Genomic DNA, 21,955 nt, shown 5'->3' on the forward strand with positions numbered 1-21,955 from the left:
TGAACGCTTTCCTTACATATTTTTTTGTCGACTACAACTGCTTATCAAGCTTTTGAGACAGCACAGACTTAGGAACAGCTCCAACCTGCTTATCGACAACCTCACCGTTCTTAAAATACAGTAGAGCCGGGATATTTCTGATACCAAACTGAGTAGATATCTGTGGATTATTATCGACGTTTACCTTCCCTACTATTGCTTTCCCTTCATACTCCTTAGATATTTCATCGACTGACGGGCCCACCATGCGACATGGACCACACCATTCTGCCCAAAAATCAACTAAAACGGGTTTATCTGATTTTAATACAACTTCCTCGAAGTTTGCATCCGTAATTTCCAAAGCCATAATTTCAAATTTTTATTTACAAATATATTATCAATTGTAATGCCATCAACCTGGCAGTGCCAATATGACATTAGTTCAACTTAGGATTAACATCGAGTTGAATCAATTGTTCTAGGAGCCTGTTATTTGGATTTATTTTCATTGTTTTAGACGGCATTTTAATATTTACACTTTGCTCACTGTCGTATATATCAAATAACAGCTGACAACTCTGGTGTTCGGTTTCTGCCTTATTAATTTCTAAAATGTCGTTTATCTGACGCATAAAGTCGTCTGTAACCCGCTCAAGAGGCACCTGAATAGTCACACATTTTGCGAGCTTGTCTCTTATTTCTGACAGCAGATTTATAGCGGTAATCTTGAATTCCCAGTCGCCCTCCTTTCTAAACCGCTCAGCGACCCTACCCCGTATCTGAAGAAAATACCCCTCTGTAAGAAATTGCTTGAACTTAATAAAATCGTCTCCAAAAAGAGCAAGTTCGCACGTGTCGTCGTAATCCTCAAACACGATTGTACCAAAAGGTTTACCAGTCTTTGTCATCCGCTGTGAAGAGGCCACGACAAGTCCACCCACTACAAGTTCCCGATTCTTGATCGAATCAAATTCTGCAACAAGTTCTTCGTTGCTGTCGCCGGATCTTATTTTATTGACCAGCGCCAGATGCTTAACTTTGTGCTGGCAAAACTCATTAAGTTCGAGCCTGTAATTATCAAGGGGGTGTCCACTCAAAAAGATCCCAATCGAATCCTTTTCATATTTCAGACGATCAATTAAACTCCATTCCGGCGCTACAGGTAGAGAAGGTTCCAGAATAAGATTCGCTACGGAACCTCCAAAAAGCGACGATTGAGACGAAGACTCGTTGTTTTGGAAGTCATTGGCATATTTGATCATCTTTTCAATGCCGTTCATCTTGTCGTTGACACCGACAAAGAAGTACTGCGCACGATGATATCCGAAGCCGTCTAACGCACCACTATAAACAAAGCTTTCATAGGCTTTTTTATTGACAGTACGCGTGTTGGATCGTTTAGCGAAATCATAAACGCTCTTATACGGGCCATGAGTGACACGCTCTTCTATGATACTTTCTACCGCCTTTTCACCTACACCTTTTATCCCCGATAACCCGAACCGGACCTGGCCATTTGCATTCACTGAAAATTTAATATCCGATTCATTTACGTCAGGGCCCAACACAGATACTCCCATTTGTTTGCATTCCTCCATGAAGAATGCTACCTGCTTTATGTCGGTCATGTTGTTTGATAGCACTGCCGCCATGTACTCGGCGGGGTAGTGTGCCTTCAAGTAGGCAGTCTGGTAGGCAATCCAGGCATAACATGTGGAGTGCGACTTATTAAACGCATAGGAGGCGAAGGCTTCCCAGTCTTTCCAAATTTTCTCAAGGATCACAGCATCATGCCCCTTCTCTGCCGCTTGTGAAATGAACTTGGGTTTCATTTTATCAAGGACATCCTTTTGCTTTTTACCCATCGCTTTCCGTAACACGTCTGCTTCACCTTTTGTAAAACCCGCGAGCTTTTGCGACAAAAGCATAACCTGTTCCTGGTAGACCGTAATTCCGTAAGTTTCCTTTAGGTATTCTTCACAAGCTTCAAGATCATACTTAATCTCTTCCTCACCATTCTTACGTCTTACAAAACTCGGTATGTATTCAAGCGGCCCTGGTCTGTAGAGCGCATTCATAGCGATCAGGTCGCCGAACACCGTGGGCTTTAGCTCCTTCATGTATTTCTGCATTCCACTGCTTTCATATTGAAATATGCCTATGGTTTCTCCGCGTTGAAACAACTCATATGTTTTTACATCATCAATAGGGAACCTATCCGGGTCAAGCTCTATCCCCTGGCCCTGTTTCACAAGCTTAACGGTGTCCTTGATGAGGGTAAGCGTTTTAAGCCCTAAAAAATCCATTTTCAGGAGGCCGGCACTTTCTACTACAGAGTTATCAAACTGCGTCACATATAGGTCCGAATCCTTGGCAGTTGCCACCGGTACAAAATTGGTAATATCATCTGGCGTTATGATAACACCGCAGGCGTGTATCCCCGTATTCCGGAGCGAGCCTTCCAATACCTGAGCCTGAAGAATAGTCTCGGCGCTCAGATTTTTAGCAGAGGCCATACTCTTCAGCTCCGAAACCTTCTCATATTCGTCTGCACGCAATGCCTCCTTCAAAGCTTTTTCCTCCAAACTGAAGATCTTCGCCAACTTCATGTTCGGTATCAGCTTCGCAATTTTGTCAGCCTCATATAAGGGTAGATCAAGTACCCTGGCTGTATCCCGGATAGACGACTTCGCAGCCATAGTTCCGTAAGTAATGATCTGGGCAACCTGATTAGCCCCATATTTCCTAATCACATAATCCATTACCCTTCCGCGGCCCTCGTCGTCGAAGTCAATATCAATATCCGGCATTGACACCCGGTCGGGGTTGAGGAAACGCTCAAAAAGAAGATCGTACTTGATCGGATCTATGTTTGTAATCCCGAGACAATAGGCAACTACAGATCCTGCGGCAGAACCCCGCCCCGGCCCTACCGAAACATCAAGCTTCCTTGCCTCAGCGATAAAATCCTGAACAATCAGAAAATAGCCCGGATACCCCGTCTTCTCAATGGTATGCAACTCGAAATCCAGTCTTTCTATGATGTCTGGAGAAAGTTCTCCATATCTGCGCCTGGCACCTTCATAGGTCAGATGTTTGAGATACTTATTTTCACCCCTCTTACCACCATCTGTATCATCTTCTGCAACTACAAATTCCTGTGGGATATCGAACTTAGGTAACAACACCTCGCGGGCCAGCTTGTATGTCTCTATCTTATCAATTACCTCCTGAATATTTGTTATAGCTTCAGGAAGGTCAGAAAAGAGCACCTTCATTTCATCTGAAGACTTGAAATAATATTCCTGATTAGGTAGCCCGTAACGGAACCCCCGTCCCCTGCCTATCTGAGTTGCCTGCTTCTCTCCATCTTTAACACACAAAAGAATATCGTGTGCATTGGCGTCCTTTTTACTGATATAGTAGGTGTTGTTGGTAGCAATCAATTTAATTTCATGCTTTCTAGCCAACGATATCAGTGATGCGTTCACAATATTTTCGTCATCCTGATTATGACGCATGATCTCTATATAGAAGTCTTCTCCAAACACAGACTTCCACCACAACAATGACTCCTCTGCCTGCCTCTCTCCTATATTCAGCAACTTACTCGATACTTCACCATAAAGACTACCGGAAAGGACAATAATGTCTTCTTTATACTGCTCAATAATATGTCGATCGATTCGAGGAACATAATAGAATCCCTTTGTGTAGGCGATCGAAGACATCTTGGCCAGATTATGGTAGCCATTTTTGTTTTTTGCTAAAAAGACAACCTGGTACCCGTCATCCTTCCGCTTCTTATCGGTATGATCGTCGCATACGAAAAATTCGCAGCCAACTATCGGCTTTATAATCGTTTCAGTCGCAGGCTCGCCGTTATTTATAGCGGCAGCATTTTTGGCCTCAGCAATTTTGTTGTGGTTCAGTACCTGACTTACAAAATGGAAAGCACCCATCATATTCGCATGGTCTGTCATAGCTACTGCCGGCATCTTCATGGTAGCTGCAGCTTTTATTAAGGCGGGAATATTGGTTGTAGACTGCAACACAGAAAACTGCGTATGATTATGGAGGTGAGCAAAAACAGCCGTTTTAAGTCTCTCTTGAGCTTCTTTGTCTACTTGCCTGGATACACCATCAGCCGATCTCCCTAAACGCTTCCTGATATCTTCAGAAGCCGCTTTAAGATTCACGTGCTTGAGGCCTACACAGTTAATTAGTCCAGGATTTTGCTCCTTAAACCTCCTCAGATATTCAACGTCCCTTCTTAATTCTTCGGGCTTGAACGCCCCTATTGCGATTAATTGAAGAAAACATCTCGAAGTTGCCTCAACATCTGCAGTGGCATTGTGCGCTTCAGCAAACGGCTCACCAAAAAGGTACTGATGAAGTTCAGTAAGATTGGGCAGTTTGAACTTTCCCCCGCGCCCTCCTGGCAGCTTAATTAATTCAGCTGTAGATTCCGTACAGGTATCGAGAACCGGCAACTGTGAAAGCGGACTCTCCATGCCCAGCCTGAAAAACTCACAGCCCATGATATTTATATCAAAACCAATATTTTGACCAACCACGAAACTTGCTTTGGAAAGTGACTCATTAAATTTGATGAGTACCTCTTTTAAATCAGCACCCTGCTCTTGAGCAAGTTCTGTACATATACCATGGATACGCTCAGCATCGTACGGAATATTAAATCCATCCGGCTTAACAAGAAAATCCTGATTCTCAATGAGCGCTCCAAAATCATCATGCAGCTGCCAAGCAATCTGTATACACCTCGGCCAGTTATCAGTATCAGTAATCGGCGCGTTCCAGTTCCTGGGCAAACCTGTCGTTTCCGTATCAAAAATCAAATACATACCCAAAAATACTGATTTTTTACCGCGTAAAACGGGCGGTTGAAAACTAATTAATGCTGCTGATCCACCAGCTTACCTGTATCATATCCTTTCCGGCTGCACCTGTCGACAATCTCCTGTAATAGCACCTCATCAATTCCGGGCCTGCGTGACATGATAGAAAGATGTTTATACTCAGGATGCCCCACCACCGCGTAAGAGTAATCCTCCGCCAGTTCAATAACCCAGTAATCCAGCTTGAATGGCCAAACAGCCTGAAGCTTAAAATGAGCATTGCCACTGCCGCGAACCACGTACAACTTAGAGCGAAAATATTTCTGATCGTCGCTACCGGGCACTCTATAGGTATTAAATACAGCATAGTATCCATCCGGGTGGATCACATAGGTTTCCGTAGTCTGCCTCCAGTTCCTGCTCATTAAAGTTGGTATCGAATATAGCGTATACCATTTTCCGGCATACATCAAAATATCGACTTTCTGTACAGGTGTGTTATCCATAAAGGCTTTGTAATTTTGCTGATGCAATTAAGCAAATGTAAATTCTTTATGATAAAACCAGCAATAAAGAATAAAGTTTTCAATAGCTTTTGTTATGGTAAATCCATAGTTTAGCGAAATATTAAGCAACCCAAAAAATTCAAACACCATGAAAATAACGGTCGTAGGTGCAGGAGCTGTAGGCGCAACATGTGCCGACAACATCACTAGAAAAGAACTGGCAGAAGAACTTGTTTTGATAGATATAAAAGACGGTTTGGCCGAGGGTAAAGCGATAGACATGATGCAGACGGCTGCTTTGTTGGGCTTTGACACCAAAATAACCGGCGTCACCGGAGATTATAGCATGACTGCGGGCTCATCGGTGGCAGTTATTACTTCCGGACTTCCCCGTAAGCCCGGGATGAGCCGTGAGGAACTCATCGGAATAAATGCCGGTATTGTGAAAAGTGTAGCGGAGAACATACTAAAATATTCTCCCGACGCCATCATCATTGTGATCAGCAATCCTATGGACACTATGACCTATCTCGCGCTTAAATCGTTAGGATTGCCTAAGCAAAGGATTATTGGTATGGGAGGCGCCCTGGACAGTGCCCGCTTTAAATATTACCTAAGTAAGGCGTTAGGATGCAGTCCGAACGACCTCCAGGGATTTGTAATCGGCGGCCATGGAGACACAACAATGATCCCGCTTATCCGGTATGCGACCTACCAAAGCATGCATGTTACGGAGTTACTGGACCAGGAAACCCTGGAGAAGGTTGCAGCTGATACCATGGTCGGCGGAGCTACGCTTACAGCGCTTATAGGAACTTCAGCATGGTATGCTCCCGGAGCAGCCGGCGCTGCATTGGTTGAAAGTATCGTAAGAGACGAGAAAAAGCTGTTTACCTGCTGCGTTTCACTCGAGGGTGAATATGGACAATCGGACATCTGCCTTGGCGTTCCTGTCATCATTGGAAGGAATGGCTGGGAGAAGATCATAGACTACAATTTAAACGAGCAGGAAACCGCTTTGTTTAATAGAAGCGCTCAGGCGGTCCGAAATATGAATAATGTTCTATCTGATATGAAACTGATCTAAATGGGTACCATTACGGTTCCATTAAATATTATCGAATTGGAAGATAGCGGCTTTCATCTTCTTGTTAAAATTACCGTTTTCAAAAAGCAATTCACAGCTGTAGTTGACACAGGTGCATCCAGGTCGGTCTTTGATAAAGCTTTTATTGAGTCGCATTTATCAGACATGAACTATGTCAGCACCACGCAGGCAACCACCCTTTTTACAACCTCTGATACCGTCACCGCAGTCATACCTCAGTTTAGAATAGGCCGCCTGGTTATCAGCGACTACACTGCTGTGGCGCTAGACCTAAGCTCAGTAAACATCGCGTATGAGAGCTTAGGACATAACCCGATTGCAGCAATAATAGGCAGCGATATCTTGTACCGGCACCAAGCCGTGGTCAACTTCCGGAAGCTTAAACTCTACTTAAGCCATATCGCATTCGATAATGAGCTATTTTAAACTCTGATAAATCTCTGTGGCCAGCTTGTGATGCTCGCGCAATACAGGCAAAACTTTTTCTGCGTAATTCCGTACCGAGTTTTCCCGGGCTCTTGCGGCCGACCTAAACAAGTCCAACGTTTTACTATGGTCTTTCACCATCATCTCCATATAGTGTTTATCAAAGGAAGCACCCTTCATCGCCAATAGTTTGTCCATATGCGCCTTTTCCTCAGCAGGGAAGTCAGAGGGCAATAAAATAGATGCCTTTTCAGCCAGCTTCATCAGGTCACTATTCGCTAAAGTGTGGTCTGCCACCATTTTCGCCCCAAACTCTTTAACCCTTTCATCATTTCCCCTCTCCATCGCCACCTTTCCTAAAATAACCTCCATTTTCCCTCCCAGAGCCGCTCGCTTCATAAAAACAGCAGAATCATCGTTCACACCTGCTTCACTCGTTTCATTAACCTCATCAGGCAGACTGTCAGCGTTAGCTGCGGCATCTGCACGGTCACCAAGGCTTGTAGAATCAGCTAAGCGGTCTTCTCTGCCTCCCGCATTATCGCAGGAACTTAACGCGAAAATAAATATTGATACGATAAATGATAAAGCAATAGTCTTCATAGCAAGATTCTTAAATAGCATACTATAAAAACAATCAGCGAGCGCTTTAGTTTGCTGCCATATTATAAAAAAAGCCGCACGAAGCGGCTTTCTTAAAAAATAACATGGAAAACTATGCATCTATTTTGGCGTACTTTGCATTACGTTCTATGAAATCCCTTCTCGGCGCCACGTCATCACCCATCAACATCGAAAAAGTATGATCACATTCGGCAGCATTCTCAATTGTTGCCTGCATCAATGTTCGTGTAGCCGGATTCAGTGTCGTATCCCACAACTGCTCGGCATTCATCTCGCCCAGACCTTTGTAACGCTGCACATGAACGCTCTCCTCTTTACCCGCACCTTTCAAACGCTGTATCGCAGCATCGCGCTGCTGGTCGTTCCAGCAATATTCAAATTCCTTCCCCTTCTTAACCTGATAAAGCGGCGGCGCAGCGATATACACATAACCAGCTTCAATCAAAGCTTTCATATATCTGAAAAAGAAGGTTAAAATAAGGGTAGTGATGTGTGAACCGTCAATATCAGCATCGGTCATAATAATGATCTTGTGGTACCTCAGCTTGGTCAAATTAAGCGCTTTATCATCCTCCGGTGTACCGATACTTACACCAAGGGCAGTAAACATGTTTTTGATCTCGTCATTTTCATAGATCTTGTGCTCCATCGCCTTCTCCACATTCAGAATCTTACCTTTCAAAGGCAATATGGCTTGAAAATTACGGTCACGACCTTGCTTGGCGGTTCCTCCCGCCGAATCACCCTCTACCAGATAAATCTCGCACTTCGCCGGATCGTTATCTGAACAGTCAGCCAGCTTTCCAGGTAAACCGGAGCCCCCCATCACGCTCTTACGTTGAACCATCTCCCGTGCCTTACGTGCCGCAGCTCTGGCAGTAGCCGCCAGGATCACTTTATTTACAATCGCCCGGGCTTCCTTTGGATATTCCTCAAGGTAATTCCCTAAAGCTTCCCCTACAGCCACGTCAACTGCCCCCATTACCTCGGAGTTACCTAGTTTCGTCTTTGTCTGACCCTCGAACTGAGGCTCCTGAACCTTTACCGAAACCACAGCAGTCAAACCCTCTCTGAAGTCATCACCGGTTATCTCAAACTTGACATTCTTGAGCAATCCTGACTTATCTGCATAAGCCTTCAGGGTACGTGTCAGGCCGCGTCTGAAACCGGCAATATGTGTACCCCCCTCATGCGTATTGATGTTATTTACGTAGGAGTGAACATTTTCAGCATAACTGTCATTGTATTGCATAGCCAGCTCTACAGGGATTCCATTTTTTATCCCTTCCACATAGATAGGCGACTCAATTAATGACGGCCTGTTCCCGTCCAGGAACTGAACAAACTCCTTAAGTCCACCTTCTGAATAAAAAAGCTCGGTAAGAAAATTGCCATTTTCGTCAACTTCGCGTTCATCAGTCAGCGTCAGTTTAATGCCTTTGTTCAGAAACGAAAGTTCGCGTAATCTGGAAGCCAGCGTATCGTAGCGATATTCTAACGTCTGAGTAAAGATTTCCGGATCAGGCTGAAACGTCTGAATGGTACCTGTCCTGTCAGATGTACCGATTTCTTTTACATCAAAAAGAGGCTTACCACGCTCATACTCCTGGGTAAAGATTTTTCCCTCACGATGAACAACGGTTTTTACGTGTGTAGACAGTGCGTTAACACAACTTACCCCAACACCATGCAAACCACCTGAAACCTTGTAAGTATCCTTATCAAATTTACCGCCGGCATGAAGTACAGTCATAACGATCTCCAGAGCAGACTTTCCTTCCTTTTTATTGATTCCTGTCGGAATACCCCGTCCGTTATCTTCAACAGTGATGGAATTTCCCTGATGTATAGTAACAACAATATCAGTACAGTAGCCCGCCAAAGCTTCGTCAATTGAATTGTCCACCACCTCATAAACCAGGTGGTGCAACCCCTTTACTCCGGTGTCGCCTATATACATAGAAGGGCGCTTACGCACCGCTTCTAAACCTTCCAACACCTGTATATTGTCTGCCGAATAATTTGATTTTGAATCTAGTTCTTCGCTCATATTTTTTATAAAAAATTAAACTCAAAAATAACGAAAATATGCCTCAATAAGGCAAATGTGGATAACTATTTAAGCTAAAAAGCGCGACGTATAAATCAAAAAACCGCACTTTATTAGGATACTAGATTTGAAATTTTATATTTGCTCCACTTATGCCTCATGGGAGAAATGAGTTGATTAATTTAACGAATAATGAAAATTACAAATCGAATTAGTAGTCTTGCCGCCGTCGCAATAGTTTCAGTGGTAGCGGCATGCGGAAGTAAGGAGCAAAAGGAAGCTTCCTCGAAACCAGTTGACGCAAAAACGGAAGTGTCTCAGCAAATTGTTTACGTAAATTCTGACACGCTACTAGCAAAATATCAGTACTTCAAAGACATGAAACTGAAGCTTGAAACCAAGGCTAAGGCAGCCCAGGGCGACATGGCAGCAAAGGGACAGGCATTTCAGCGTGAAGTAGCACAGTATCAGCAGCAGGCAAACACCATGGCTGCAGATCAACGCGCGGCGACTGAAGAACGTCTCAAACGCAAAGAGCAGGAACTTGGGGCTTATCAGCAAAACGCTGGTCAGGCTTTACAAACGGAGCAGGCAGCAGAAAACGAAAAGCTTTACGACAAAATTGCGGATTACCTGAAAGAGTACGCCAGAAAAAAAGGATATAAAATGGTACTTACCTATTCCAAGGGAAACAGCGCTATTTTGTTCGCAGATGAAAGCCTCGACGTGACCAACGAAGTGATCAAAGGATTAAATGACGGATATAAAAAGTAATTTGACATTCTCTTTATAACGAAGCCGGCATCTACCCATGCCGGCTTCGTTGTTTACAGGAACTATTGAGGAACAAATTTTGCTTGAACGCTGACGATGGAATATCTCGACAGGATCAGGATGGAACTGGATTTATGGCAACGGCAGCTATCCAGTCCCCCTTCAGCATTCGATCATTTGGCTGCACGCGTCCAGAAAAAGATAAACAACTACATACCCGAGAAGGTGCACAACGCCGTTACCGCCGCAATAAAGGGATTGGTTAAAACCGTTTTGTTCGGCGCCACACACCTGTCGGCAGCCCCACCGCACGGTACAACCAGTCTGATACACCGCGAAGCACTTATTAAAGACAGGATCGATAGTTATGCAAAAGGCAGCGCTGCTGAAGGTGGGCTCGCCGGTGCTGGTGGTTTCGTAACGAGTATGGCCGACTTTCCGATACTCATCGGCATCAAAATTAAACTCTTATTCGAAATAGCCACACTTTACGGATTTGACATATCTGATTTCCGCGAACGCTTGTACATATTACACATATTCCAACTTGCATTTTCCAGCACAAAAGGCACACAGAATATTTACCAGAAGATGCAAAAATGGGACGAAAGAATTCTTGATATTCCTGATGCGGATAATTTCGACTGGAAAACCTTTCAGCAAGAATATCGTGACTACATAGATATAGCCAAATTGGCGCAGGTCCTTCCCGTTGTGGGTGCGGCGGTAGGTGCAATAGCGAACTTCAAACTGGTGAAAAAGCTAGGCAAAACTGCTATGCAGGCTTACCGGATGAGATTACTTGGCAATGCACATCATTCCGAATCGCCTTCTTCGAACATTCCCTGAATAAGATCGTCGGTCTCGCGGCGGTCTTTTTTTGTAGGTCGACCGGAACCACGGTCGCGGCGCAGCGCGGGCGCATGAAACACTGACTTAAACGCATGTGTTTCCTCTACCGGCGTGATATCTTTATATTTAGTTAAAGCGATCTTAGATTCCGCACGATTGTAAAGTAAATCAACCACCTCTATAACCTTTCGTTCGATACCCTTTGAAACCTGATAAACGTCGCCGATCTTTACAATTGCGGATGGCTTCACGTTCTGTCCCTTTAGCTTTATTCTACCCGCTTTGCAGGCTTCTGTGGCCAGACTTCTTGTTTTAAAAAGTCTGATCGCCCATAAATATTTATCAATCCGTAGTTTTTCCTGCTCAGCCATAAAAAATCAAAAATACGATGTGCTCTACATAAAATTCGTTTATTTTGTCAAAAAAACAATCTTAGAAATGATAGCAGATTTAAAAAAGTTGGTTGAAGCGGCATGGGAAGACAGAACTTTACTAGAGTATAACGAATATTGTGAAGCGATCGAAACCGTAATTATGCAGTTAGATCAAGGCGAACTGCGTGTTGCCGAACCCGTTTTGAATTCATGGGGAATAAACGAATGGATTAAGAAGGCGGTAATCCTTTACTTCCCTATCAGAGAAATGAAGGTTACCGAAGTCGGACCCTTCGTTTTCCACGATAAGATGAAACTTAAAACCAATTACAAGGAACTTGGTGTACGCGTGGTTCCTGGAGCGAGCGCAAGATACGGCGCTTACTTGTCTAAAGGCGTAATTATGATGCCGTCATACGTTAACATCGGTGCCTATGTAGACGAAGGTACCATGGTGGATACCTGGGCTACCGTGGGCTCCTGCGCACAAATTGGCAAACACGTTCACTTGAGTGGCGGGGTTGGCATTGGCGGCGTTCTGGAGCCGGTACAGGCAGCACCCGTAATTATAGAAGACAATTGTTTCCTTGGGTCGAGAGCCATTGTTGTTGAAGGTGTTAAAGTTGAAAAGGAAGCTGTGTTGGGGGCAAATGTAGTGCTAACAGCGTCTACAAAGATCATCGACGTGACCGGCGCTGAACCCGTGGAATACAAAGGAGTTGTACCGGCCCGATCGGTAGTTATACCTGGATCGTACTCAAAAAAGTTCCCTGCCGGCGAATATCAAGTACCTTGCGCACTTATTATAGGGCAGCGTAAGGAATCGACCGACAAAAAGACATCGCTTAACGATGCGTTAAGAGAAAACAACGTAGCGGTATAACATGATAAGTATTGGTTTTGATGGGAAAAGGGCGACAAATAATTTAACCGGACTAGGAAACTACAGTCGCTCGTTAATCTCAGGTTTGATTGAGCATTTCCCTCAAAACCAGTACTTCTTGTATACCCCCAAAATTAAAGATCATCCGCAAATCGCTCGCTTCCTAAACGCTAACGGGCTCACGGTGGTCAACCCGCCATCCGCAGGGCCAATGTGGCGCTTACTTCGCCTTAAAAAAAATCTTGTTTCTGACGGGGTATCCGTGTTCCACGGACTGAGCCACGAGCTGCCAATCGGACTGAACAAAGTGGGGATTGCATCGGTTGTTACCATCCACGACCTTATATTCCTGAAATTCCCGCAGTACTTCAATACCGTCGACCGATGGATATATACATGGAAATGTCGGTATGCCTGTCGTAACGCCGACCGTATTGTAGCAATTAGTGAATCTACGAAGCGGGATATAGTCAGCCACTTTAATGTACGACCCGAAAAAATTGACGTGGTTTACCAAAGTTGCGACGACTCTTTCAAGAGGGTTTCCACGGATGAATCAAAGCAAAATGCCCTTAGGAAGTATCGTTTACCCAAGCAGTTTATCCTTTGTGTAGGCACCATAGAAGAGCGAAAAAATTTAAAAATCTTGATAAAGGCATTGCCCTTGGTAGAACCGCCGATCAAACTCGTTGTGATAGGCAGGCAAACAGTTTACTATAAGGATGTGCTTAAAGAAATAGAACTTTTGGGTTTGCAAGACAGCGTGCTATTTCTTCAGGATGTGTCGTTTGCAGATCTTCCCTCCATTTACCAGCTTGCTGAATTATTTGTGTATCCCTCCCTGTACGAAGGGTTTGGAATTCCAATTATCGAAGCACTGTTCTCTGGCATACCTGTGATCGCAGCAAAAGGATCCTGCCTGGAAGAAGCAGGCGGACCAGACAGTATCTATGTCGACCCCCGGGACGAGAAAGCACTCTCGCTGGCAATAAACAACGTATTGCGTTCAGCTGAACTCCGTAAAGAGATGTCATCGAAAGGTTTGGATTTCGCCCAGCGATTTAACAATCAAATAATAGCAAACGATCTGATGAATATCTATGCCATTGCGGCGGCCAAATACAAACACCAGAGCCATGTTAAAATCTGAAATTGAAATAGCTTTAAATGTATTGAAAAGTGGAGGCGTACTCTTGTATCCCACTGATACGGTTTGGGGAATTGGTTGCGATGCAACGAATGCTGAAGCTGTTGCAAAAATTAATAAGATAAAGGGACGCCCTGAGGACAAAAGCTTTATCATTTTACTAGATACAGTCAACAAATTACAAAGCTATGTTTCTGAGGTACCTGAGGTTGCATACGATTTGATCGAATACGCTGAAAGACCGCTCACGGTAATATTTTCAGGAGCAAGAAACTTAGCCGAAAACGTGATAAACAAAGATGGAAGCGTCGGAATCCGGATTGTGAAACACGACTTTTGCACCCAGCTCATACAAAGATTTCGAAAACCTATCGTCTCTACATCAGCGAATTTAGCCGGGTTGCCTACTCCTGCTTTTTTTAACGAGATAGATGAGCAGATCAAATCGGCCGTTGATCATGTTGTAGACTGGGAGCAGGAATTGAGTGTTCATAAAAAGCCTTCTACCATAGTAAAATTGGGCGCCGGAGGGCAATTTTCCTTTATCAGAAGGTAAGTTTTGCTACTTTTGCTCCTCGTCATGAAATATCATCTAGAGAATCCGGTCTTTAAAATACTCGCATCAATAGCAGATCGTAAGTCTATTGAGGCATACGTAGTTGGAGGCTACGTCCGCGATATATTCCTGAAAAGACCGTCGAAGGATATTGATGTGGTTGTCTTGGGAAATGGAATTGAATTTGCGGAGCTTGTTGGCATTGAATTAAATACACGTGTATCCGTGTTTAAAAACTTCGGTACGGCAATGCTAAGATTTAACGACCTTGACATAGAATTCGTTGGGGCAAGAAAAGAGTCGTATCGCACTGATTCACGCAAGCCCATTGTTGAGAATGGTTCCATTCAAGACGATCAGTTACGACGTGATTTTACAATAAACGCGCTTGCATTCGCGCTTAACGGAGAGAATTTCGGTAAGCTCGTCGACCCATTCAATGGAATTTCGGATTTAAAAAGCAAGCTGATCCGAACGCCTCAGGATCCTGAAATCACGTTTTCCGACGATCCGCTGCGTATGCTCCGTGCTATCCGGTTCGCCAGCCAGTTAGGCTTCACAATTGATCAGGCTGCCTTGGACGCAATCAAGCTACATAAAGAACGGATAACGATCGTGTCAAAAGAACGAATCACCGACGAGCTGAATAAAATTATTCTCTCCGCAAAACCGTCTGTTGGCTTTAAGCATCTCTTCAACTCCGGCCTGCTGCACATTATATTCCCGCAAATGGCGAACTTGCATGGAGTAGATATCATTGATAATAAAGGTCACAAAGATAACTTTTATCACACGCTGCAGGTTCTGGACAATATAGCCGCCACTACCGACGATTTATGGCTGCGCTGGGCTGCAATTCTTCATGACATCGCAAAGCCCGCCACTAAGCGGTTCGAGAAGGGCCAGGGCTGGACTTTCCACGGGCATGAAGACAAAGGTGCGCGAATGGTCCCGCACATATTTGCACAGCTAAAGCTTCCTCTTAATGAAAAGATGAAGTTCGTTCAAAAACTTGTTCAATTACATCTCCGGCCCATTGTCCTGGCGCAAGAGGTGGTTACCGACTCGGCTGTGAGGCGACTTCTGTTTGATGCAGGTGAAGATATTGAGAGTCTGATGAAGCTTTGCAACGCTGATATCACCACAAAGAATGAATATAAGATCAAGAAGTATCGCAAGAATTTCGAACTCGTTAAGCAAAAGCTGATAGACGTCGAAGAAAGAGACAAAATTCGTAATTGGCAACCGCCCATAACGGGCAATGACATCATGCAGGTATTCGGACTTAAAGAAGGCAGGGAAGTGGGAATCATAAAGAAAGCAATCAGGGAAGCAATCCTTGAGGGCGACATCACAAATACTTACGAGGATGCATTGCAATTCATGCTGCAGGAGGGCAAAAAAATAGGCTTGGTACCAGTATCTCGCACCAACAAATTGTAGAAAGTATAATTTTATTTTAATTTTACAGCTTGAAAACAACCACAAATGGCAATTTACAGATTCAGAGTTAGTTTCGAAGATTTCGATGAAGTAGTACGGGAAATAGATATTAAATCAAATCAAACATTTGAGGATCTTCACCGGGCAATCCACAGATCTACTGGATATGCTGCCGAAAAATCGTCTTCCTTTTTTGTGAGTACAGACAATTGGATCAAGGGTGACGAGATTGCCTTTATGCCCAGCCAGCGGAAAATCGATCGTGGAGTGGCATCAATGGAGAAATCAAAACTGAGTAATTTCATTGAGGACCCGCATCAAAAGTTCTATTATATCTACGATTTTGACAGGCCTTTCGACTTTCATGTAGAACTCATTAAAATCATACTGGAGACTGACCCGAATATTGAATATCCGGTGCTTATCAAGAGCACAGGTGAAGCACCGAAGATCATTGATAAGAACAATCTTGGTACAGTTGCGATGTCTGCCAGCACAACCTCTTCGGATTTTGATTTCCTGAATGAGATGGATTTCATCCCGGAAGATACTGAGGAACTCGAAGCGATGGACGGAAGAGGGATCAATACTGAAGATAAATCTGACGAAAGCGACGAAGCTGAAGACGACGAGTTTTCAGATAATGAAAATTACGAAGAAGAGGACTACAACAACAGCCGGGAGGACGATTATTAGTCCTCCTATGGACACTAAAAAAACACTTGTTGTCGTTGTAGGGCCTACCGCAATTGGTAAAACTGCACTGGCCATTCAACTCGCAAATTTTTACGCTACCGAAATTGTTTCTGCAGATTCCCGGCAGTTTTACCGGGAAATGAGTATCGGTACGGCGAAGCCATCGAACGAAGAACTAGCTGCAGCACCTCATCATTTTATCAATTCTCATAGCATTACAGAGCTGTTCAGTACTGGCGATTTTGAAGTATCGGCACTGGCGCTTATGGAGCGCTTATTTCTTACCAAAGATATTTTGATTATGGTGGGCGGGTCTGGCCTCTATATTGATTCGGTTACACGGGGCTTAGATGATCTCCCGGCGACAGATTTGGAAATCAGAGCTCAACTAAATCAGGAGCTAGCCGACTTTGGACTTGAAGGAATCAGGGAGAAACTGAGAGTTTGCGATCCGGAGTATTATCAGAAAGTTGATCAGTCAAACCCACAGCGCATTATCAGAGGGCTGGAATTCTTTTTATCAACAGGCAAAAAACTCTCCTCATTTCAAACGAATACGAAAAAGTCCAGACCCTTCAATATTGTAAAAATTGGTCTCGATATGGACCGTAATAAACTCTATGAGCGAATCAATAAAAGAGTGGATCTGATGATCTCTGCCGGCCTGCTCGAAGAAGTTAGAAACCTGGTACATCATAGAGGATACAACGCATTGAATACTGTAGGTTACACCGAGCTATTTGACTACCTAGACCACCAGATGTCATTCGAGGATGCGGTTGAAAAGATCAAACAAAATACCAGGCGCTTCGCAAAACGGCAACTGACCTGGTTCAGAAAGGATCAGGAGATCATTTGGTTTAATCCCCATCAAACCGATCTCATCATCGACACGCTCAATACAAGGCTGCGTTAGGCTTGCGCTGTCGGACCGCCGAAGTTTAACGGGAAACCTGTTTGCTCTTCAGAGGCCTTTATGCGGCCGTTTATGGCCTCAAACTTCTTAATATTATCTTCCATTGCCGAGAGGAGACGCTTGGCATGCTCCGGTGTTAAAATTATTCTAGACTTAACCCGGGCTTTTGGCACTCCTGGCATCACCCTGATAAAATCAAGGACAAATTCAGTATTGGAATGTGTAATAATAGCTAGGTTGGAAAAGATACCTTCAGCTACCTCTTCGGACAGTTCAATATTCAACTGATTTTCGGGATTTTGTTCTTCCATATCGCAAACTTAGACAATTGGGCTGAATTAAAACACCCATATATTACAATACATAAAAAAAGCCCCCCAAACTCTTAAAGCAAGGGGGGCCTTCAATATTAATTTGGCTTAAGCCTCTTCTTCCTGTTTTGAAGCGAGCAACTTGTCGTATTCTTCTTGAGAACCTACGATTATTCTCTCGTAGCCGCGTACACCAGTACCTGATGGTATAAGGTGACCAACGATTACGTTTTCCTTTAAGCCAAGCATCTCATCGCGCTTACCAGCAATGGCTGCCTCATTCAGTACTTTAGTAGTTTCCTGGAAAGATGCTGCTGAAATAAACGATTTGGTACCTAAGGATGCCCTCGTGATACCCTGAAGCATAGAGCTTGCGGTTGCAGACCTTGCATCGCGCACTTCAATCTGCTTCAAATCTTTACGCTTCAGTTGAGAGTTTTCATCTCTTAACTTCCGTAGAGACAAGATCTGACCTGGTTTTACCGTAGTTGAATCACCTGCGTCAACAACAACCTTCTTGTCATATATAGCGTCATTCTCATTCATAAAATCCCAACGGTCTACCGAGTTGTTTTCCAGGAAGCTTGTATCTCCCGGATCCTCGATATGTACCTTCTGCATCATCTGGTGAACAATCACCTCAAAATGCTTGTCGTTGATTTTTACACCCTGTAAGCGGTAAACTTCCTGAATACCGTTTACAAGATATTCCTGAACTGCCGCAGGGCCCTTAATTGCAAGAATATCTGCAGGAGAAATCGAACCATCCGACAATGGCATACCTGCTTTCACAAAGTCATTGTCCTGAACCAGGATATGTTTTGAAAGCGGAACAAGATACTTCTTGATCTCGCCATCCTTAGACTCGATGGTAATCTCACGGTTACCCCGCTTCACACCACCAAGGCTTACTACACCGTCGATCTCTGTTACTACAGCAGGGTTTGAAGGATTACGGGCTTCGAAAAGTTCGGTTACACGTGGCAAACCACCTGTAATATCCCGTGTTTTTCCAGTTGCCCGAGGTATCTTCACCAAAATCTGTCCGGGCTGTACCATATCACCTTCATCAATGGCAATGTGCGCACCAACAGGGATGTTATAGTTACGGATCAGCTCACCCTTCTTATCTACCACACGAACTGACGGGTTCTTGGTTTTGTCTCTGGTATCGATAATCACTTTTTCACGGTGACCAGTCTGCTCGTCTGATTCTTCGCGGAAAGTAACACCTTCGACAATAGCGTCGAATTCAATCTTTCCGGCAAATTCAGAAATGATCACGGCGTTATAAGGATCCCATGAGCAGATCTTATCACCTTTAGACACTTTCGCTCCGTCCTCTACAAACAGGAATGAACCATAAGGAATATTATTGGTCATGATGACTTTTCCCGTACCTGGTTCAACGATCTTAAACTCACCTGAACGACCCAGAACAATCTGAACATCGCCTTCTTCAGTCTTCGTTTCAACTGTCCTTACGTTCTCGTACTCAACAATACCGTCAAACTTCGCTGTAAGCTGAGACTCTGCCGCAATGTTTGACGCGGTACCACCCACGTGGAAAGTACGAAGTGTAAGCTGAGTACCCGGTTCACCGATAGACTGCGCAGCAATTACGCCGACAGCCTCACCACGTTGCACCCGTTTACCAGTAGCAAGGTTACGTCCGTAGCAAAGTGCACAGACACCTCTTTCGTTTTCGCATGTTAATACCGACCGTATTTCGATACCTTCAAGCGGAGATTCCTCAATGGCCTTGGCAATATCCTCATCAATATCCTGACCGGCTGCTACAAGCAATGAACCATCTAAAGGATTGAATACATCATGAAGTGAAATGCGGCCCAATATCCTGTCATACAATGGTTCTACGATATCCTCATTATCCTTAAGCGCAGTGGTGTACATACCTCTTAAGGTGCCACAGTCCTCAGAATTCACGATCATATCCTGAGCAACATCGTGCAAACGACGCGTCAGATAACCCGCATCAGCAGTCTTCAACGCAGTATCCGCCAAACCTTTACGGGCACCGTGAGTAGAGATAAAGTACTCGAGTACCGACAAGCCTTCCTTAAAGTTAGACAAAATCGGGTTCTCAATAATCTCACCACCAGAACCGGATTTTTGTGGCTTCGCCATCAATCCCCTCATTCCGCAAAGCTGACGAATCTGCTCCTTAGAACCCCTCGCACCAGAATCAAGCATCATATACACAGAGTTGAAACCCTGGTTGTCGCTAGACAACTGATTCATCACATACGAAGTAAGACGGTTATTGATACGGGTCCAGATATCGATGATCTGATTATATCGCTCGTTATTGGTAATGAATCCCATGTTATAGTTATTCCTTACCTCTTCAACTTCAGCCGAAGCCTGCTCTAAAAGCGCATGCTTTTCAACCGGGATGTTTACATCCTGCAGGTTAAATGACAATCCACCTCTGAATGCCATCTGGAACCCAAGTTCTTTAATATCATCAAGGAACTTAGATGCACGGGCCATACCGGTAATTTTAACTACCTCACCAATAATGTCACGGAGTGACTTCTTAGTTAATAGTTCATTGATATAGCCGACCTCATCAGGCACCATCTGGTTAAATAAAACCCGGCCCACAGTAGTATCGATAAGTTTGTTTACGATACTTCCGTCCTGCTCCTTAACATTTACTTTTACTTTTATAAACGCATGAAGATCAACTTTCTTCTCATTGTAAGCGATAATAACCTCTTCCGGAGAATAGAAAATGGCGTCCTGACCTTTAACTACACGCTTTTCATCAGTTCTGCGGCCTTTAGTTATATAATAGAGACCCAAAACCATATCCTGAGATGGTACGGTGATAGGTGTACCATTCGCAGGGTTAAGAATATTATGCGCAGCAAGCATCAGTACCTGTGCCTCTAATATAGCGGCGTGACCAAGCGGAAGGTGAACAGCCATCTGGTCACCGTCAAAATCCGCGTTAAACGCAGTACACACCAGCGGGTGCAACTGAATGGCCTTACCCTCTACAAGTTTTGGCTGGAACGACTGAATACCTAGTCTGTGCAACGTAGGTGCCCTGTTCAGTAATACAGGGTGTCCTTTAAGGACATTCTCCAATATATCCCAAACCAGTGGGTCTTTTCTGTCAACAATCTTCTTGGCTGATTTTACAGTTTTAACCACACCGCGTTCAATCATCTTACGAATGATAAACGGTTTGTAAAGTTCAGCAGCCATGTCTTTAGGCAAACCACACTCATGGAGTTTAAGATTAGGCCCAACGACAATAACCGAACGTGCGGAATAGTCGACACGCTTACCCAATAAGTTCTGACGGAAACGACCTTGCTTACCTTTCAGAATATCTGATAAAGATTTCAAAGCACGGTTACCTTCAGTTTTAACCGCATTAACTTTCCGTGAGTTATCAAATAATGAGTCAACCGCCTCTTGAAGCATACGCTTCTCGTTACGGAGAATCACCTCCGGCGCTTTGATCTCAATCAGACGCTTCAAGCGGTTATTACGAATAATAACACGACGGTAAAGATCATTTAAGTCTGATGTAGCAAAACGGCCGCCTTCCAAAGGAACAAGAGGACGCAATTCAGGCGGAATAACCGGAACGATCTTGATGATCATCCACTCAGGGTTATTCTCAATGCGTGTTTTTGAACCGCGGAACGCTTCTACAACCTGCAAACGCTTCAAAGCCTCGTTTTTACGTTGCTGAGAAGTTTCGTTTGCAGCCTGGTGACGCAAATTATAAGACAAAGTATCCAGATCAATGCGCTTAAGAAGGTCTTCAAGTGCTTCAGCACCCATCTTCGCGATGAACTTATTTGGATCCTTATCATCAAGATACTGATTCTCTTTTGGCAACTTATCCAGTAAATCAAGATACTCCTCTTCAGTAAGGAAATCCATGTATTGGATACCTTCGTCAGCCATCAGACCCGGTTGTATTACCACATAACGCTCGTAGTAAATGATCAAGTCCAGTCTCTTAGTCGGCAAACCAAGTAAGTAACCGATTTTGTTTGGCAATGAACGGAAATACCAGATATGTGCTACCGGAACAACCAGGTTGATATGCCCCATACGCTCACGACGTACCTTCTTCTCAGTTACCTCCACACCACAACGGTCGCAAACAATCCCCTTGTAACGGATGCGCTTATATTTACCGCAATGGCACTCGTAATCCTTCACCGGACCAAAAATACGCTCGCAAAACAAGCCATCACGCTCAGGCTTGTAGGTCCGGTAGTTAATCGTCTCTGGTTTCAGCACCTCACCACTTGAACGCTCCAGAATAGCTTCAGGCGAAGCCAGACTGATCGTAATCGAAGTAAAGTTGCTTTTTAATTTATTATCCTTTTTATAAGACATAGTTCTTTTATTTGAATACCGGATAAGGTTTGCTGCCGAAGAACAACCTCCAGCAG

Annotated in this window: 18 protein-coding genes; 10 read left to right on the forward strand and 8 right to left on the reverse strand. The window is 44.1% G+C overall.

The annotated features are described in order from the left end of the window. Window positions 1-31: 31 nt before the first annotated feature. The 3 genes from trxA to QEP07_RS06790 all read right to left on the reverse strand — a co-directional run bounded on the left by trxA (window position 32) and on the right by QEP07_RS06790 (window position 5,347). Entirely contained in the window at window positions 32-349 is a 318-nt protein-coding gene (trxA, locus tag QEP07_RS06780) for a thioredoxin (protein WP_256004239.1), read from the reverse strand. Window positions 350-419: 70 nt separating this feature from the next. Further along, the gene (gene dnaE / locus QEP07_RS06785) at window positions 420-4,847 is read right to left on the reverse strand and encodes a DNA polymerase III subunit alpha (protein WP_285009192.1); all 4,428 of its coding nucleotides are present in this window, start codon (window positions 4,845-4,847) and stop codon (window positions 420-422) included. 50 nt (window positions 4,848-4,897) lie between these two features. Continuing rightward, entirely contained in the window at window positions 4,898-5,347 is a 450-nt protein-coding gene (locus QEP07_RS06790; protein WP_285009193.1) for a lipocalin family protein, read from the reverse strand. Between the two features lie 148 nt (window positions 5,348-5,495). Here QEP07_RS06790 and mdh point away from each other — a divergent pair, with 148 nt between their 5' ends. Next, a complete protein-coding gene (gene mdh, locus QEP07_RS06795) occupies window positions 5,496-6,434 on the forward strand; it encodes a malate dehydrogenase (RefSeq protein ID WP_256004236.1) in 939 nt (312 codons plus the stop codon). Further along, complete coding sequence (locus QEP07_RS06800; protein ID WP_256004235.1) at window positions 6,435-6,881, forward strand: aspartyl protease family protein; 447 nt, start codon at window positions 6,435-6,437, stop codon at window positions 6,879-6,881. It abuts the gene before it with no gap. Here the strand turns inward: QEP07_RS06800 and QEP07_RS06805 are convergent. Then, window positions 6,873-7,484, reverse strand: a complete 612-nt coding sequence (locus tag QEP07_RS06805; RefSeq protein ID WP_256004232.1) for a DUF4142 domain-containing protein — start codon at window positions 7,482-7,484, stop codon at window positions 6,873-6,875. The genes QEP07_RS06800 and QEP07_RS06805 overlap by 9 nt on opposite strands. Window positions 7,485-7,596: 112 nt before the next feature. Beyond that, window positions 7,597-9,555 carry a DNA topoisomerase (ATP-hydrolyzing) subunit B gene (gyrB, locus tag QEP07_RS06810; protein WP_256004230.1) on the reverse strand — a complete coding sequence of 653 codons (1,959 nt, stop codon included), beginning with the start codon at window positions 9,553-9,555 and terminating at the stop codon, window positions 7,597-7,599. Window positions 9,556-9,747: 192 nt separating this feature from the next. Here gyrB and QEP07_RS06815 point away from each other — a divergent pair, with 192 nt between their 5' ends. Continuing rightward, window positions 9,748-10,329 carry an OmpH/Skp family outer membrane protein gene (locus QEP07_RS06815; protein ID WP_285009194.1) on the forward strand — a complete coding sequence of 194 codons (582 nt, stop codon included), beginning with the start codon at window positions 9,748-9,750 and terminating at the stop codon, window positions 10,327-10,329. Between the two features lie 96 nt (window positions 10,330-10,425). After that, a complete protein-coding gene (locus tag QEP07_RS06820) occupies window positions 10,426-11,178 on the forward strand; it encodes an EcsC family protein (protein WP_285009195.1) in 753 nt (250 codons plus the stop codon). Here QEP07_RS06820 and QEP07_RS06825 read toward each other — a convergent pair. Further along, window positions 11,145-11,552 (reverse strand): RNA-binding S4 domain-containing protein, encoded by a 408-nt coding sequence (locus tag QEP07_RS06825; protein WP_285009196.1) that lies wholly within the window; start codon window positions 11,550-11,552, stop codon window positions 11,145-11,147. The two genes, QEP07_RS06820 and QEP07_RS06825, sit on opposite strands and share 34 nt — an antisense overlap. Window positions 11,553-11,619: 67 nt before the next feature. Between QEP07_RS06825 and QEP07_RS06830 the strand changes: the two genes are divergently transcribed. Genes QEP07_RS06830 through miaA form a run of 6 tightly spaced genes read left to right on the forward strand, consistent with a single transcriptional unit; the run spans window position 11,620 to window position 17,196 of the window. After that, window positions 11,620-12,438, forward strand: a complete 819-nt coding sequence (locus tag QEP07_RS06830) for a 2,3,4,5-tetrahydropyridine-2,6-dicarboxylate N-succinyltransferase (protein WP_256004226.1) — start codon at window positions 11,620-11,622, stop codon at window positions 12,436-12,438. Window position 12,439: 1 nt separating this feature from the next. Continuing rightward, window positions 12,440-13,588, forward strand: coding sequence for a glycosyltransferase family 4 protein (locus tag QEP07_RS06835; protein ID WP_350223361.1), 1,149 nt, complete (start codon window positions 12,440-12,442; stop codon window positions 13,586-13,588). Beyond that, entirely contained in the window at window positions 13,575-14,141 is a 567-nt protein-coding gene (locus QEP07_RS06840) for an L-threonylcarbamoyladenylate synthase (protein WP_285009197.1), read from the forward strand. The genes QEP07_RS06835 and QEP07_RS06840 overlap by 14 nt, the downstream gene beginning before the upstream one ends. A 24-nt stretch (window positions 14,142-14,165) precedes the next feature. Beyond that, on the forward strand, window positions 14,166-15,584 hold the full coding sequence (locus QEP07_RS06845; RefSeq protein ID WP_285009198.1) for a CCA tRNA nucleotidyltransferase: 1,419 nt from the start codon (window positions 14,166-14,168) through the stop codon (window positions 15,582-15,584). Between the two features lie 45 nt (window positions 15,585-15,629). After that, window positions 15,630-16,280 carry an IS1096 element passenger TnpR family protein gene (locus QEP07_RS06850; RefSeq protein ID WP_285009199.1) on the forward strand — a complete coding sequence of 217 codons (651 nt, stop codon included), beginning with the start codon at window positions 15,630-15,632 and terminating at the stop codon, window positions 16,278-16,280. A gap of 7 nt (window positions 16,281-16,287) precedes the next feature. Further along, a complete protein-coding gene (miaA, locus tag QEP07_RS06855) occupies window positions 16,288-17,196 on the forward strand; it encodes a tRNA (adenosine(37)-N6)-dimethylallyltransferase MiaA (RefSeq protein WP_285009200.1) in 909 nt (302 codons plus the stop codon). On the opposite strand, the gene QEP07_RS06860 is transcribed toward miaA, so the two are convergent. Continuing rightward, a complete protein-coding gene (locus QEP07_RS06860) occupies window positions 17,193-17,507 on the reverse strand; it encodes a DUF3467 domain-containing protein (RefSeq protein WP_285009201.1) in 315 nt (104 codons plus the stop codon). The genes miaA and QEP07_RS06860 overlap by 4 nt on opposite strands. Before the next feature lie 108 nt (window positions 17,508-17,615). Beyond that, complete coding sequence (gene rpoC / locus QEP07_RS06865; protein ID WP_285009202.1) at window positions 17,616-21,899, reverse strand: DNA-directed RNA polymerase subunit beta'; 4,284 nt, start codon at window positions 21,897-21,899, stop codon at window positions 17,616-17,618. Window positions 21,900-21,955: the final 56 nt, after the last annotated feature.

The sequence above is a fragment of the Pedobacter faecalis genome (assembly GCF_030182585.1).
GTDB lineage: Bacteria > Bacteroidota > Bacteroidia > Sphingobacteriales > Sphingobacteriaceae > Pedobacter > Pedobacter faecalis.

Excerpts from the sequence above, each read along its gene's own strand:
- trxA (WP_256004239.1), bottom strand. The coding sequence starts at position 349 with ATGGCTTTGGAAATTACGGATGCAAACTTCGAGGAAGTTGTATTAAAA.
- QEP07_RS06805 (WP_256004232.1), bottom strand. The coding sequence starts at position 7,484 with ATGAAGACTATTGCTTTATCATTTATCGTATCAATATTTATTTTCGCG.
- dnaE (WP_285009192.1), bottom strand. The coding sequence starts at position 4,847 with ATGTATTTGATTTTTGATACGGAAACGACAGGTTTGCCCAGGAACTGG.
- QEP07_RS06820 (WP_285009195.1), top strand. The coding sequence starts at position 10,426 with ATGGAATATCTCGACAGGATCAGGATGGAACTGGATTTATGGCAACGG.
- mdh (WP_256004236.1), top strand. The coding sequence starts at position 5,496 with ATGAAAATAACGGTCGTAGGTGCAGGAGCTGTAGGCGCAACATGTGCC.
- QEP07_RS06800 (WP_256004235.1), top strand. The coding sequence starts at position 6,435 with ATGGGTACCATTACGGTTCCATTAAATATTATCGAATTGGAAGATAGC.
- QEP07_RS06845 (WP_285009198.1), top strand. The coding sequence starts at position 14,166 with ATGAAATATCATCTAGAGAATCCGGTCTTTAAAATACTCGCATCAATA.
- QEP07_RS06835 (WP_350223361.1), top strand. The coding sequence starts at position 12,440 with ATGATAAGTATTGGTTTTGATGGGAAAAGGGCGACAAATAATTTAACC.
- QEP07_RS06830 (WP_256004226.1), top strand. The coding sequence starts at position 11,620 with ATGATAGCAGATTTAAAAAAGTTGGTTGAAGCGGCATGGGAAGACAGA.
- gyrB (WP_256004230.1), bottom strand. The coding sequence starts at position 9,555 with ATGAGCGAAGAACTAGATTCAAAATCAAATTATTCGGCAGACAATATA.
- rpoC (WP_285009202.1), bottom strand. The coding sequence starts at position 21,899 with ATGTCTTATAAAAAGGATAATAAATTAAAAAGCAACTTTACTTCGATT.
- QEP07_RS06790 (WP_285009193.1), bottom strand. The coding sequence starts at position 5,347 with ATGGATAACACACCTGTACAGAAAGTCGATATTTTGATGTATGCCGGA.
- miaA (WP_285009200.1), top strand. The coding sequence starts at position 16,288 with ATGGACACTAAAAAAACACTTGTTGTCGTTGTAGGGCCTACCGCAATT.
- QEP07_RS06815 (WP_285009194.1), top strand. The coding sequence starts at position 9,748 with ATGAAAATTACAAATCGAATTAGTAGTCTTGCCGCCGTCGCAATAGTT.
- QEP07_RS06860 (WP_285009201.1), bottom strand. The coding sequence starts at position 17,507 with ATGGAAGAACAAAATCCCGAAAATCAGTTGAATATTGAACTGTCCGAA.
- QEP07_RS06825 (WP_285009196.1), bottom strand. The coding sequence starts at position 11,552 with ATGGCTGAGCAGGAAAAACTACGGATTGATAAATATTTATGGGCGATC.
- QEP07_RS06840 (WP_285009197.1), top strand. The coding sequence starts at position 13,575 with ATGTTAAAATCTGAAATTGAAATAGCTTTAAATGTATTGAAAAGTGGA.
- QEP07_RS06850 (WP_285009199.1), top strand. The coding sequence starts at position 15,630 with ATGGCAATTTACAGATTCAGAGTTAGTTTCGAAGATTTCGATGAAGTA.